Raw genomic sequence first — 14,324 nt, forward strand, 5'->3', positions numbered from 1 at the left:
TACTGCGACACACGCACAGGCATCAGATTCCAAATAAGGCAAGGTCGTCAGGCGCAGGTACAAAAAAGTGCCTGATGGTGAAGCTGTTCATATGTCATTAGAATCCATGCAGGCGCGCGCCAGTTCACATTTTCCTTTCATTTTTCTATTGGATACGAACATGGCATTGACAAATAAAACCCGTATTATCGCCTCTGGCTGGCGATACCTGCCTGCACTCGCCTGTACGCTTGGCATGGCATTGTTATTGCCTTACCCTGCCTGCGCCGGCGGTCTCAGCGATCTGGGCAAGGCGGCCGAGGCATTGAAAGCCGCCACCGGCAAACCCGCGCAGGCGCCCAATGGCATGGTTGCGGCGAAACCCGGCACACTCGGCCAGCTTGCCAGCCCTGCAGACTATCAGGGCCTGCCCGGCGAAGCCGTCGTAACTGCTACCCCCAGCAGCAGCTTTGACGAGGCCAGCAAAAAAATCATGGCATCGGTACAGGATGGCGACCCGGTGTATTTTCACGTCCGCCTGCCACGGTCACTGAAGGACTATGTTTTCCCCACTTTTTCCGATGACAGGGTCGGCCTGATCCTGTCTGTCGGACCTCGCGGCCAGCCGGGCCAGCAGCACAATGCCATGGCGCTGTTACTCACCAATGCAGAAATGGAAGCGACAGAACTGCATCTGAATCTTGCGCCGGGTGAAGTCAGGAAGTCAGCCATGCTGGCCTGGATGGAAACCGTCGGTGGTGGCAGCCCCGGCCATTGGGAAAACGAAATCCGCCTGCTCGGCAAGAACAGGAGCATGCTGGCTGTCGCGCCATTGACCGCAGAGGTCAGCAATGGCATCAGCAAATACCGGGCGATGATCAAGGAATATGGCAACCGCTTCATGATCGGCGACCCGGCATCGAATGAAGCGCCGCTCAATATCCACCGTCGCGATGCCCGCCTGAGCGAAGAAGTAGTCAGACAGGCCAGTCAGCTATTGGGCAGAAAGCCGGAAGCGACCTACTTCACCGATGACGGCTGGTCCGATCACCGCAACGGCATCGGCCAGATTGAATACCAGATCACGACGGCAACACTGCTGACACAATTGAACAAGAAGCCGTATTACCAGAACCTCAGCGTCAGGAAATATCCCGTCAATGGCAGGATAGAGGTTGAACTGGATGGCAAGCCGCGCGAGCTGACGATGGACAATTACAAACGTGCCATGGCGGAAGCCCGTTAAATTCCTTTCGCCCTGATATCCGGGAAGTGCTGCCTGATTGCCTGCTGCAACTTCCCGGCATAAGCTGCCGGCAACCGCATGCCGACATGCTGGCCATCGCGTTTTTGCACAGATAAAAAGACTCTTTTTGCCGTCGCCGGTATTGCCGCGCCCTGACTGGTGTCCAGGTCCGTTCCCCTGTTCCTGAAATTGAAACGTACGCTTTCCCATTCATTCATCGTGCCCAGCAGGCCACTATCGCGCAGGTGTCGCAAGTGCAACACATCAATGACATAGGACAGTATGGCAAAGCCAGATACCAGCAAGGCGATGAGGCAGACGCCCACAGCCTTGTGCATGATGTGGCGCGCCATCAGGAACGTCAATCCCGCCATCGCAAAAATGAAACCACCCAAAAAAGCAGCGGCTACCTTGCTGCTCTGCCTGATTTCCTGCTTCAGCATATTGTCCAAAACCGGTTCTTGCATGTACATCCCCCATGAATAGATTTCAGCAGATTGTAATCAGTCCTGCCAGTGCGATGTCGGTTTTTTTATTGCGCGAAGAAGAATGTTGCAAAGCGTCCGGTTACAAAATTGTGCCTAATAGTAAAGCTGAAACAAGGCCCCTAGAATGATCCTCGCAACTTTTTTGAACTGATTACATCCTCCATCCAACAGAAGACCATGTGCCTCCACACCATCATTGCTGCTTGTTACCGACGCTGCCTGCACGCCATTTACTGCATCACCTGTGCGGTTGCGCTGGCCATGACTGGTATTGGCCTCATGCAGCCTGCGCTGGCAAATGATGTTGCAGGCAAAGGCTACCAACTCAGGCAGATAGGCGATGGTGTCTACTTTCTGTCCGACACAGCCTATAACACCATCTTCGTTGTCAGCGACCAGGGTGTCATTGTCGTTGATCCCCTGCCCACGCTGGGCAAAAAATACCTGCAGGCGATAGCCGAAGTCACTGCACAGCCTGTCACCCACATCATCTACAGCCACGAACATCTTGATCATATCGGTGCAGCCAGCCTGTTCCCTGCCGGCGCACACATCATCGCCCAGGCAGAGACAAAACGCAGCCTGGACCACCTGCATGACCCCCGGCGGCCTTCACCCGACATCAGCTTTGAACATGCCTATCGCCTCGAAGTCGGCAATCAGTTGCTGGAACTTGCCTACACTAGCCCCAATCATGCGCCCGGCAATATCTTCATCCACCTGCCACGGCAAAAAATTCTGATGCTGGTCGATGTGATCTACCCCGGTTATGCACCCTATCCCAATCTTGGCGTCAGCACTGACATAGGCGGCACCATCCGTATCAACAGGCAGGCACTCGATTATGACTTTCAGACTTTCGTCGGCGGCCATGTCGGCAATACAGGCAACAGGGCAGATATAGAAACCTCACTGGCCTTTCTGACAGCAGTGGAAGTAACTGCCCGTCAGGTGCTGGCAGAAAAGACCTTCCCTGATTATCTGAAAACCACGGGGCTGGCCGCCGCCGGCGAAAGCTGGTTTGCCCATGACGACTATGAACAGGAGCGCGTGAACGCCTGCTACACCAGGCTGTTACCGGTCTGGGAGCAGCGTCTGAAAGGCCTTGCCAGGTCGCTGAAATCGCATTGCTGGTCCATGATCGTCGGCCTGGCCATTTCGCTGCCACCTGGCGCCGCGACAGGCGACAAGGCGTACTGAGTTTTTCCCTTAACAAAGACACGATCAGGACATCCATACTATGATTACCGAATACCTGCGCTATCAATTGCAAAACCAGTCCGCCTGCGCTGAATTTGAACAGGCCTATCTGCAAGCCATGGCCATACTGCGCCGCTCACCACATTGCCTGGGTGCAGAGCTGTCGCAATGCCTGGATGCGCCAACCGACTATATCGTACGCATCACCTGGGATAGCGTGGCCGGCCATCTCGAAGGCTTTCGCAAAAGTGCTGATTTCATGCCTTTTCTGGCGCTGGTGCGCCCGTATATCCCCTCCATGCCGGAGATGCGCCATTACCAGTTGAAGATGGCCAGCGAACAGATCAATCCGGCCTGAGCACTTATCCAATAAGCGTATCCAATACACGTATCCCCATACAGGAATCAACGATGAAACCAGACGTGCAACTGAGCAACCGTACAAACCTGCCTGATCCGTCACGCCGCCATGCCATCAAGCTGCTGGCGTCAGCTGCAGGCTCTCTGGCGCTGGGATTCAGGCTGCCTGCCCTGGCAACGGATACACCTCCTTCCACGCTTTCTGAAACTGCGCTGGGCAGCTGGATAAAAATCACACCAGACAACCAGGTCACGGTCATGGTGTCGCAGGCAGAAATCGGCCAGGGCATCAGCACCACGCTGCCCGCCATCCTGGTCGATGAACTGGGTGCGGACTGGAACAGGGTCAAGCTGGAAACCTCGGACTTTGCCCCGGCCTTTCGCAACCCCAAGCTGAACTGGATGTTTACCGGCAATAGCGAAAGTACGCAATCCTTCTATGATCTGATGCGCAAAACCGGTGCAACAGCGCGTGAAATGCTGGTGACGGCAGCAGCACAACACTGGCAGGTGGCGGCAGGAGAATGCCGTACCGAAAACAGCCAGGTATGGCATGCAGCCAGCGGCAGGCACATCTCGTTTGGTGCGCTGGCGGCCGATGCCGCCAGACTGCCGGTCCCGGCCAGTCCACGCCTCAAACAGGAGCAGCAATTGACATTGCTGGGCCGCCCCCTGCCCAGGGTGGATGTCCCGGCCAAGGTCGATGGCAGCGCCCGGTTTGGCATAGACATGCAAGTGCCCGGCATGCTGCATGCAGCCGTGCGCATCTGCCCTTACCTCGGTGGCAGCATGAAGTCTTACAACGAAGCCGCGCTGAAGTCTCAGGCTGGGATACTTGCCGTCGTCCCCCTGCAAAATGGCATCGCCGTGGTTGCCGCCACCTATTGGCAGGCAAGATCGGCCTTGCTGGCGCATCCGCCAGAATTTGATATCGGTCCCAATCAGGGGCTGGACTCTGCCAGGCTGGCGCAACAGTATGGCAAAGCCCTGCATGAAGGCCCCTACGCCATGGCCGCCGGCGAAGGTGATGCCAGCGGCATGCTGGCGCAAAGCAAAAAACGACTGCATGCAGAATACGAAAACCCCTTTGCCGCCCATGCCACCATGGAGCCGATGAATTGCACTGCTGATGTGCGTGCAGACAAATGCGAAATCTGGGCGCCCACCCAGGGACAGGAATTTGCTCACGTCGCCCTGAAAAGCATCTTCCAGTTAAAGGACGAGCAAGTCATCATCCACCGCACCAGCGCCATAGGTGGCGGCTTTGGACGACGGCTCCTGCCTGATTTTGTCATACAGGCAGCCCTGGTCTCAAAAGCCGCAGGCAAGCCGGTCAAGCTTTTGTGGGACAGGGAAGAAGATTTTGCCCACGACTATTATCGTCCGGCCAGCATGCTGGCCATCGACGCCGCCATTGATGCGCAAGGCTACCCGGCAGCGCTGGCCATCAAGCTGGTATCACCGACAATACTGCTGCCGGTATTCCCGCCCATCGCTGGCATGCTGAAAGAAAAACACATCGACCCCAGCGCCATCGAGGGGCTGACAGAAATACCGTATGAAATCGCCGCAAAACGTGTCGACTTTCATTTGCTGGAGACGCCCATCCCCACATCTGTCATGCGTACGACCGGTTACGGCCCCAACCTGTTTGCACTGGAATGCTTCATCGACGAACTGGCGCACACCGCCAGGATAGATCCCCTGACCTATCGCCGGCATCTGTTACGTGATAATCCGCGGGCGCTGGCGGTACTGGATAAAGTCGCCGTCATGAGCCAGTGGTCAAAAAAACCGGGCAAAAAGAATCGCGCCAGGGGACTGGCCTTTGCCTATGCCTTCGGCAGCTATATCGCCCAGGTGCTGGAACTGGAAGTCAGGGGCAATGACATCCACCTGCTGCACACCTGGCTGGCTGTCGATTGCGGCAAAGTGCTGGACCCTGGTATCGCCACAGCGGGCATAGAGGGTGGCGTGGTATTTGGCATGGCCTATGCCAATAACGCCATCAGCTTCAAGCAGGGCCGCTGCGAGCAGCATAATTTCAACGACTATGAATTGCCTTATCTGGCGCAGACGCCGCAGATCAGTGTCGCCTTCATCAACAGCGGCGCTGCCCTGGGCGGTGTGGGTGAAGTCAGCCCTATCACCGTGCCGCCTGCCCTGTCGAACGCCGTGTTTGCCGCCACCGGCAAAAGAATACGCAGGCTGCCGCTCTCGCATCATGGTTTCAGGCTTGCCTGAATTGTTGACCTGATCACCCACAATGAAAGAATGATGAAATGGAACTGATAGTCAATGGCCAGAAGCACCAGGTCGACGTCGCAGAGACAACACCCCTGCTTTGGACAATACGCGAATCCCTGGGCCTGACCGGCACCAAGTTCGGCTGCGGCATTGCCGCCTGCGGCGCCTGCACGGTACATATTGACGGCAATGCGGTCCGGTCCTGCTCCTTCCCTGCCGGTGCTGCGCAGGGTGCCAGTATCACCACCATAGAAGGTTTGTCGCCTGACCGCTCGCATCCGCTGCAACAGGCCTGGATCGCAGCCCAGGTGCCGCAATGCGGTTACTGCCAGTCAGGCATGCTGATGGCTGCCGCAGCACTGATCAAAAAAGTACCGCAACCGACTGACCAGCAGATCAATGAGGCGATGACCAATATCTGCCGTTGCGGCACCTACCACCGGGTACGCATCGCCATCAAGAAAGCAACGGGGCAAGCCATATGATGAAACTGGTTTCCATACTGATATTTTTCTTGTCAATGCCGTTGGCTGCTGCGTCCGCCGCCGAAAGCAATGACAGCATTGCCGCCTGGCAGCAGGTGGAAAAAGTCCTGCTCCATCCGCGCTGCCTGAATTGCCATTCTGCCGGTGACAGTCCCAGGCAGGCAGACGACAGGCATGTGCACCAGTTCCGTGTGTTCAATGGCCATGAAGGAAAAGGCAAACCCGGTGCACTTTGCATAGGCTGTCACCAGACCAGCAACCAGACCAGCGGCGTACCGGGGGCCAGCAACTGGCAGCATGCGCCGGCCAGCATGACATGGGAAAGCAGCCCCGGCATCGCCATGAAAGGCAGGCAGCTTTGCCAAAGCCTGCGTGACCCGAAAAAGAATGGCGACCGCAACCTGGCGGCGCTGGTCGAACATCTGCGCACAGAACCCCTGGTGCTGTGGGCCTGGTCACCAGGCAAGAATGCCAGAGGCGAAGCCAGGACGACACCGCCGCTTAGTCATGAAGAATTGATCAGCTACGCCAGCCTGTGGAGCAATACCGGCGGGAAGTGCCCTCCCTGAAACTTGCAACAGAAAAGACTTTACCCCGCACGCCGTGACGGCGTCAGACATCAGCCTTGGCTGATTCTTCGGTAGCCTTGTCTTGCAAGGCTTTCTTTTCCATTCGCTTGCGGCTCCATTCGGCTACGCCCCAATGTACAGGGCCCAGCAAGAAGTAGATATAACCGGCCCAGGCTCCCTGGTCACTGGTTGCTGCCGCAATCAATACCGACAGGGCAGCCACACTCATGTTGACGATATTGCCCGCCATGTCTGAATACAGTTCATTGATCTGCGACTGATCAAGATCGAAGCGTTCACGCAAGCGCCAGGCATGCTTGTGCATGAGAAAAAAAACAAAATTGACAGCGATCATCCCGGCACCATAAATCATCATCAGCAGCCTGATTTCAGATACGGACGAAAAACTGTCCCCGCCACTTTTCCAGATCAGGGTATCGAACAGATTGGTGAATAAAAACTTGAGTGGATAAACATACATGAGGATGACGAACAGCAACATCATGTTCAGCGAAATCATCCATAGGTCTGTAATCGGGAAGCGCTTGAAGAATTTGCTGTGCTGGTACCACAATATCATCAGCAGGGTAAACGCCACGCCAAAGGCAATGAATCCGTGCATGAGGTGAAACAGTTCATGCGCTGACTTCGGCACTTCCAGTGACACCACCAGCAGTGTCACTGCAAAGGCAAACACGGCATCGCTGAAACCGTCCATCCTGTGCAGGGAAATATAACCGCGATGTTTTTGATGATCATTGTCAGACAAGGCGCTCTCCTCTGGGCTGGGCATGGGTGAGCAAATTATAGCAATTACAATAAGTTAGGCAATCAGGATGTACATCCCTGATGCATTTATATGCCAGTCTGAGTCTGCCATGCCACGATCAGTTTGGTCTGACTGGTGTTTGATTCCTATTCGACCTGTGGCCGACAGCAAAACTGCCGGACCATGACAGGGAAACCATTTACCTGGCCTTCAATTGCTCAAACAGCTTGCTTAAGTCTTCCACATGCCAGTTCTCGATGAATTGATGGTCTTTGATCCTGAAGATGTCGACACCAATAAAAGACACCTTGTTACCAGTCGCTGGAAAGCCAAAGAACTGGCCGCTGTGCGTACCTTCAAAAGAAAAATACACCAGCACCCGATTGTCACTCAAAGCCTCGACGATGAGCAGCTTGCGTTTTGCATCAGGGAAAGCATGGGACAGACTGCGCAGCAAACCCAGCGTACTGCTTTTGACCGAACTGCCAGGCGCAATGTCTCTTTTTGGATAGTTGGTGTACTCGTCAGAAAAGAATTCACTGGCCTGGCCTTCATTGAAAGGCTGCATTTCTATGGTCTGATAATACTTTCTCACCATGGCTTCAGCTTCACTGACTGCCATGTCCGGTACCGCGCCCGGTTTCTGTCCAGATTTCATCTTTGTATCCATTGCCTTGACCCCGTCTTGTGCAGCAGCACTGGCTGCTGGATTTGATAAAAGAAATAGTCCGCCAAGCCCAAGTAAACCACTCAGCAAGGCCGCCCGGACTGTCTTGCCCGACGTTTGTTTCATCATATTTTCTTGCCCTTTTTAACCATATGCAAAAAGTTGCATATGAATGCTAATGCATTTTTCAGGCATATGCAATGATTTGCATAGATATGCTATTGTTCGCTTGTTGACTGTTTTTTTATTCCGACGATGGCGCTTGCACATGCAATACTCGCTTCCCTGATGAAGCAACCCGCCACAGGCTATGACCTGGCGAAAGAATTCGACCGGGTGGTCAGCCATTTCTGGCATGCCACACACCAGCAGATCTACCGTGAACTGTCCATCATGGAAAAAGATGCCTGGGTGAAGTCAAAGACCAGCAAGCAAAAAGACAAGCCAGACCGCAAGGTGTATTCCATCACGGCATTGGGGCGCAAGGTGCTGGCAGCCTGGGTAGCCCAACCGGTTCCGGTATCGGGCATGCGTGAAGACCTGATGGTCAAGTTGCAGGCAGGGACTGCAGTTGCACCAGGTGTTTTACTCGAAGAGATTGCACGGCATGGCCAGTCGCACCAGGGCACCCTGCAATTTTATGAAAAAGTGCTCACCAGCAAATACCCCGATGCGGGTCAGGGCAAGGCAAATGAAGTGCTGGAATACCTGGTGCTGCGCTGTGGTATTTTGTATGAGCAGGCTTACCTGAACTGGTGCAATGAAGCCATGGCGGTAATCGCTGCCAATGAAGACATCAATACCAGTTCCACCCCCGACGGGGCAGATCAATAGCAGGCACCTGATTCAAGCCTGTGCTGCAAACCAGAGAGCCAATGCCTGTCTGACTGCCTGCTCATCAAACCCACCATCTGAAGCCCAGGCGACAATACCATCAGGGCGTATCAGCAAGGCGCTCAGTCCCAGGCTCTCTTTTGCATTGGCCGCCACATACTTTACCTGTCCGCCATATTCCGCAACCAATTTTGCCAATGTGACGTTCATGTCAAAATCGAGCAACATGCCCTTGCCATCGCGCATCAGTTCGCCGACAAAGGTGCCGCTCTCAAGTTCAATATTGGGAACGCTACGGCCCGTCAATGGGTGACTGCCTTCAAGATCATAATGGGTGAAAACGCCCCAGACCCTGGCCGCCATATAGGTAGCGCCGTCGCGCGTCGTCATCAGGTCGCGCATGACCGCATTGAGTGCACGGGCATGCGGGTCCGGCCGCATGATGGCGACCTGGGCTCGCGACCAGTCCAGCACTTGCGCACCGATCGGCTGCCGCTCTGTCTGATAAGTGTCTAGCAAACCTGGCGCCGCCCAGTGCTGTATGGTTGCCGCCAGCTTCCAGCCCAGGTTCATGGCGTCGCCCAAGCCCAGGTTCAACCCCTGGCCACCGAGCGGTGAATGGATGTGCGCGGCGTCGCCTGCCAGCAGCACTCTCCCATCCCGGTAAGCCATTGCCTGGCGCGCCCGGTCTGTCCAAGTGCTGGCGACATGCAGGGCCTTGACCGTTACATCCGTACCAGAGATACGGCGCAGCACTGCCTGCACATGCGCAAGCGTAATGGGCTGCTCTGACTGATGAAAAGCACCGCCGTCAAAGTCCTGCATGGCGATAAAGCCGGGCTGGGACTGCAGGTACATGCCTCGCGGCGTCAGGTTGCGGCCAGGCTGGAGTTTTTCCGGGTCGACAAGCTCAAGCTGGGTGGAGTAACCGGTGAATTCCGGTTCTGTACCGGCAAACTCAAAACCGCCCGACTTGCGAACGACACTGCGTGCACCATCGCAGCCGACCAGCCACAGGCCAGTGAAGCCCTGCTCACCAGCCCGGACAGTAACACCGTCATCGCTCTGCTGAAAAGAAGCCAGCGCCAGCCCGCGCCTGATTTCCACACCCAGGGATAATGCGCGGTGCGACAGCACCGTTTCAAGCTCCTTCATCTCGGAAATCAGGCTGAGGTCGGTAGAACCCGGCAGCCTGTGCCCCCACTGCGCCGTATCAACATCCCCTTCATGAAAGGGGATGCCGGCAAAGTGCCCCACCTGGCGGCGTGCCCCCTGCCCGGCATTCTGGTGCGGGTTTTTCAGTTGCTTATGCAGTTCCAGCCCTGCCAGCAGATCGCGACGGTAGAGCGCTTCTATGGTCGGTGCAGAAAGCCCGCGTATGCCGAAAGGGCGCTGCTTGAACGGCGAATCCGGGCTCCCGGCCTTTTCCAGTATCAGGACTGAACATTGGGCCAACGCCAGTTCACACGCCAGGAAAAGCCCGACAGGGCCGGCACCACTGATGATGACATCGTAAACCGGCTGTTCTTTGTTGTTATTGTATGGTGTATCCATTGGTGTTATTGCTTTACTTGATTGTGCTTCACTTGTTCCAGCCCTGCTTCAGGACGGTAAACGTAAAATTCAGGGCGTCTTTGGGAGAGGGCGAATTACAGGCAAAGCTAACCCCTTCCAGTATCAGCTTGGCCATGCATTCAGCCTCGGTTTTATTGATGCCAGACTCGCCCTGGATTTCTTTGGCCAGGGTCTTTTCATAACGGCCCCACAAGCCGCGCAGATACGTGCTGAGCTCGGGCGTGGACCGGATCAGTTTGCCAAACCCTGCAAATGTCTGCCTGCTCGGCGGATTGAACAGCTTGCTGGTCAAAAAATACTGATGCAGCGCGTCGAGGATCGATACGTCATCATCCCTGCCCCTGATCGCCGTCAGGATATCGGCATCGATCTCATCTTCCAGATCAAAGATCAGGGATTCTTTTGTCGGGAAATAATTGAACAGCGTCGTTACCGCCACCTCTGCTTTCTCGGCAATCTCGGCAACGGTGACGTCGCCATAGCCTCGTTCAATAAACAGATCGCGGGCGATGTCTGCAATGAGCTTGCGGGTTTTGGCCTTCTTTCTTTCTCGTAATCCTGTCATGCGCATGCTTTCTTTATCCAATCTCAACACAAATTATACGCAACTACATTTTACTATCAAGTAGAATTTTGTAGTCACTACATAATTTTTAAAACCAGCCATCCTATCAGGATATATCCATAAGCATTTTCACAAGGAGAGATAGGAAAGCGACTTGCCTGCCGGGTATCGCCCCGTGCTTACAATCTTGAGAAACAGTCTTGAGAGTCAGCTCTTTGTTCAGGCACGTGCATGCTGTTCCGCCAGTTCGTGGAACCGTCTGATCACGAATTGCGCCACCGGTGAATGACTGCGCCCGCGCAGCGATACAATGCCAACTTCAGAATGCATGGCCGGGAAAGACGGTATCACCAGCGGCAGCATGTCACCCCGCCTGACTTCATCTGCAACGGCGGCATTGATGGCGGCCAGTATGGTGTCTGATTCCAGCGTGGCGCGCTTCAATGTCTGTACGTCATCACATTCCAGCGCCACCGGCAGACTGGCCCCGGCTGGCAAACCCAACAGCTGGGCCAGCACCTTGCGTATCGCCTGCGGCAAGCGTACTGATGCCAGGCCATAGTCGAGGATGTCAGCCGCCTGCGGGCTGACCTTGCCCAGCAGAGGATGACGGGCGCGCACGAAGAAGCCGCCCTGCTGTCGCGCCAGCAAATCAATGTCCAGGTCCTGGTCGGGCGGCAGGTCACGGGTATCGGCAACAAAAAAGTCCAGCTCTTCATTACGCAAGTGCTGGGTCAGGTATTGCCAGTTATTGACTTCAACGCGCAGGCTGACCCCGGCATAATCCTGACGCAGTTCTGGCATCAACAACGGCAGCAGTGTCGCCGCCGGGAAAGGGCCAACACCGATGGCCAGCTCACCGATCTGCTTGCTGCGGTAAAGCTCGATATCTCTTTGCAGGCAATTGCTGTCGAACAGCAGCTTGCGCGCCCTGGCGATAAAAAAGCTGCCCACCGGGGTGGGGACGACCTCGGTCGTACCGCGATCAAACAATTGCACACGCAACTCTGCCTCCGCCGCCTGTATGCTGCGGCTGAGAGCTGACTGTGACAGATGTACCCGCTCGGCAGCACGGGCAAAATTCTTTTCATCGGCCAGGGCAACAACATGCCTGAGTCGTTTCAGCTCCATCATCCCCTCCAAAAGGCAGCACCGGCAAGCTGGCAGCGGGCATCATCGCATGATGTTATTTATTTAATTTATCCATGCATGCAGTGCATTGATTTTATCGTATAAATGCATTGGACGGATAACATTGCCAGCCCTACACTCTTCCATTAAAGACCAAAATGGAGACCTGCCATGCCACACCCTGCCCCTGCGCCTCAATCAACATTCTTCACGCCAAAGCGGTTGCCCCTGAGCCTGCTTGCCGCCACGCTGGCCGGCAGCCTGCTGCTGGGGGCATGCGGCCAAAAATCCAGCGCTCCGGCAGCCGCCATCGGTGACGCCACGGCCGCCACCCTCAAGACCAATGCCGACATGGCCCAAACCCTGGCGCTCGATGACCAGCAAGACTTTGAAGACGCCAAACGTGGCCTGATCGCCAGGCCGGAAGGCAAGATACTGGGCCCCACAGGTGAAGTACTGATCGACTTTGATGCCTGGAAATTTGTAGAAGGCCCAGCCCCGGCCACTGTCAACCCCAGCCTGTGGCGGCATGCCAGGCTCAACGCCCAGATCGGCCTGTTCAAGGTCACCGATGGCATTTACCAGTTGCGCGGTTTTGATATCGCCAACATGAGCATCATCGAAGGCAAGACCGGCTGGATCATTGTCGACCCGCTGACCTCAAAAGAAAGCGCCGCAGCCGCCATCGCCTTTGCCCGCAAACACCTGGGCGACAAACCGGTAACCGCCGTCGTCTTCACCCATAGCCACGCCGACCATTTTGGCGGCGCGCTCGGTGTCATCACACCGGAAGAAGTTGCAAGCAAAAAAATCCCCGTCATTGCCCCCGATGGCTTCATGGAAGAAGCCACCAGCGAAAACATCCTGGTCGGCACTGCCATGGCCAGGCGCTCTGGCTACCAGTTTGGCAAAGACCTTGAACGTTCAGCCAAAGGCATGGTCGATACCGGCCTGGGCAAGGCCGTGGCCTATGGCAGCATCGGCGTGCTGGAGCCAAACCAGCTGATCACCAGACAAACGCAAGAACTGGCCGTGGATGGCGTGAACTTTGTCTTCCACAACGTGCCCGGTGCTGAGGCCCCCTCAGAACTGACCTTCAGCATCCCCGACAAAAAAGCCTATGCCGGTGCAGAGATACTGGCGCAAACCATGCACAACCTGCTGCCGGTACGCGGCGCCAAGGCACGCGATGCGCAACGCTGGGGCCTGTACCTGGAACAGGCGCTGGAACAAAGCGCCGACGCCGACGTGTATTTTGGCCAGCACAACTGGCCGGTCTGGGGCAAAGCGCGCATTGCAGAATTCATCACCAAACAGCGCGATGTCTACAAATACACCCATGACCAGACCGTACGCCTGATCAATGCCGGTTATACCCCGTATGAAATCGCCGACAAGATCAAACTGCCCAAATCGCTGGAAAGCTATTTTGGCGCACGCGGCTACTATGGCGATCTGCGCCACAATGTCAAAGCCGTCTACCAGTTCTACATCGGCGCGTATGACGGCAACCCGGCCAACCTCGACCGCCTGCCCCCGCAAGAATCGGCAAAGCATTATGTCGAACTGGCAGGCGGTGCCGACAAGGCCATCGCCGCCGCACAAACCGCCTTCGACAAAGGTGACTACCGCTGGACAGCAGAACTGCTCAACCACGTCGTCTTTGCCGACAGCAGCAACAAAAACGCCAAAGAACTGCTGGCCCGCACCTATGAACAAATGGGCTTTATGGCAGAAGCATCAACCTGGCGCAACAGCTATCTGACCGCCGCCAGCGAGTTGCGCAACGGCCCGCCCGCCAAAGGCGTCAACCGCGCCGCCATGATAGACATGCTGGGCCAGACCCCGATAGAACGCTTCCTCGAAGCCATGGCCGCCGGCCTCAACGGCCCCAACGCCGAAGGCAAAGACTACAAGCTCAACCTGGTGCTGACCGACACCAAGGAGTCTTACGTGCTATGGATAGAAAACGCCGTCCTGCACCACAAAAAAGCAGCACCAGTCAAAGACGCCAACGCCACACTCACGCTGACCAAAACCATCTTCATCAAGATGATGGCGGGCACGGCAGGTGTAAAAGATACGCTGTTCAGCGATGACCTGAAGGTAGACGGCAGCAAGATCGATCTGGTACGTTTTTTTGGCCTGATCGATAAAGCGCCGGGGACGTTTGCGATTGTGACGAAGTGAATTTTTATACCACCTGGCG

General features: G+C 55.7%; 14 protein-coding genes. 8 read left to right on the top strand and 6 right to left on the bottom strand.

Annotated elements, in window-relative coordinates:
- The first annotated feature begins 160 nt into the window (after window positions 1–160).
- Window positions 161–1,225: a hypothetical protein gene (locus LZ463_RS18405; protein ID WP_241457273.1), complete on the top strand. Its 1,065-nt coding sequence runs from the start codon at window positions 161–163 to the stop codon at window positions 1,223–1,225.
- Here the strand turns inward: LZ463_RS18405 and LZ463_RS18410 are convergent.
- The gene (locus tag LZ463_RS18410) at window positions 1,222–1,692 is read right to left on the bottom strand and encodes a hypothetical protein (RefSeq protein WP_241457274.1); all 471 of its coding nucleotides are present in this window, start codon (window positions 1,690–1,692) and stop codon (window positions 1,222–1,224) included. The genes LZ463_RS18405 and LZ463_RS18410 overlap by 4 nt on opposite strands.
- A 198-nt stretch (window positions 1,693–1,890) precedes the next feature.
- On the opposite strand from LZ463_RS18410, the gene LZ463_RS18415 reads away from it, so the two are divergent.
- Genes LZ463_RS18415 through LZ463_RS18435 form a run of 5 tightly spaced genes read left to right on the top strand, consistent with a single transcriptional unit; the run spans window position 1,891 to window position 6,574 of the window.
- A complete protein-coding gene (locus LZ463_RS18415) occupies window positions 1,891–2,913 on the top strand; it encodes an MBL fold metallo-hydrolase (RefSeq protein WP_241457275.1) in 1,023 nt (340 codons plus the stop codon).
- Between the two features lie 40 nt (window positions 2,914–2,953).
- Entirely contained in the window at window positions 2,954–3,271 is a 318-nt protein-coding gene (locus LZ463_RS18420; RefSeq protein ID WP_241457276.1) for an antibiotic biosynthesis monooxygenase family protein, read from the top strand.
- 53 nt (window positions 3,272–3,324) lie between these two features.
- The gene (locus LZ463_RS18425; protein WP_241457277.1) at window positions 3,325–5,517 is read left to right on the top strand and encodes a xanthine dehydrogenase family protein molybdopterin-binding subunit; all 2,193 of its coding nucleotides are present in this window, start codon (window positions 3,325–3,327) and stop codon (window positions 5,515–5,517) included.
- A 38-nt stretch (window positions 5,518–5,555) separates the two neighbouring features.
- Window positions 5,556–6,005 (top strand): (2Fe-2S)-binding protein, encoded by a 450-nt coding sequence (locus tag LZ463_RS18430; protein ID WP_241457278.1) that lies wholly within the window; start codon window positions 5,556–5,558, stop codon window positions 6,003–6,005.
- Window positions 6,002–6,574: a hypothetical protein gene (locus LZ463_RS18435; protein WP_241457279.1), complete on the top strand. Its 573-nt coding sequence runs from the start codon at window positions 6,002–6,004 to the stop codon at window positions 6,572–6,574. Before LZ463_RS18430 ends, LZ463_RS18435 begins: the two co-directional genes overlap by 4 nt.
- Window positions 6,575–6,617: 43 nt before the next feature.
- Here LZ463_RS18435 and LZ463_RS18440 read toward each other — a convergent pair whose 3' ends face one another.
- Entirely contained in the window at window positions 6,618–7,343 is a 726-nt protein-coding gene (locus LZ463_RS18440; RefSeq protein ID WP_241457280.1) for a TMEM175 family protein, read from the bottom strand.
- A gap of 199 nt (window positions 7,344–7,542) precedes the next feature.
- On the bottom strand, window positions 7,543–8,139 hold the full coding sequence (locus LZ463_RS18445) for an ester cyclase (protein ID WP_241457281.1): 597 nt from the start codon (window positions 8,137–8,139) through the stop codon (window positions 7,543–7,545).
- 126 nt (window positions 8,140–8,265) lie between these two features.
- Between LZ463_RS18445 and LZ463_RS18450 the strand changes: the two genes are divergently transcribed.
- Window positions 8,266–8,844 carry a PadR family transcriptional regulator gene (locus LZ463_RS18450; RefSeq protein ID WP_277624094.1) on the top strand — a complete coding sequence of 193 codons (579 nt, stop codon included), beginning with the start codon at window positions 8,266–8,268 and terminating at the stop codon, window positions 8,842–8,844.
- 12 nt (window positions 8,845–8,856) lie between these two features.
- Here LZ463_RS18450 and LZ463_RS18455 read toward each other — a convergent pair whose 3' ends face one another.
- From LZ463_RS18455 to LZ463_RS18465, 3 genes are all read right to left on the bottom strand, one after another.
- A complete protein-coding gene (locus LZ463_RS18455) occupies window positions 8,857–10,398 on the bottom strand; it encodes an FAD-dependent monooxygenase (RefSeq protein WP_241457283.1) in 1,542 nt (513 codons plus the stop codon).
- Window positions 10,399–10,426: 28 nt separating this feature from the next.
- On the bottom strand, window positions 10,427–10,984 hold the full coding sequence (locus LZ463_RS18460; protein ID WP_241457284.1) for a TetR/AcrR family transcriptional regulator: 558 nt from the start codon (window positions 10,982–10,984) through the stop codon (window positions 10,427–10,429).
- Window positions 10,985–11,203: 219 nt separating this feature from the next.
- A complete protein-coding gene (locus tag LZ463_RS18465; protein ID WP_241457285.1) occupies window positions 11,204–12,118 on the bottom strand; it encodes a LysR family transcriptional regulator in 915 nt (304 codons plus the stop codon).
- Between the two features lie 168 nt (window positions 12,119–12,286).
- On the opposite strand from LZ463_RS18465, the gene LZ463_RS18470 reads away from it, so the two are divergent.
- Complete coding sequence (locus LZ463_RS18470) at window positions 12,287–14,305, top strand: alkyl/aryl-sulfatase (RefSeq protein WP_241457286.1); 2,019 nt, start codon at window positions 12,287–12,289, stop codon at window positions 14,303–14,305.
- The last annotated feature ends 19 nt before the right edge of the window (window positions 14,306–14,324 follow it).

Source organism: Undibacterium paludis, assembly GCF_022568815.1.
Taxonomy (GTDB): Bacteria; Pseudomonadota; Gammaproteobacteria; order Burkholderiales; family Burkholderiaceae_D; genus Undibacterium.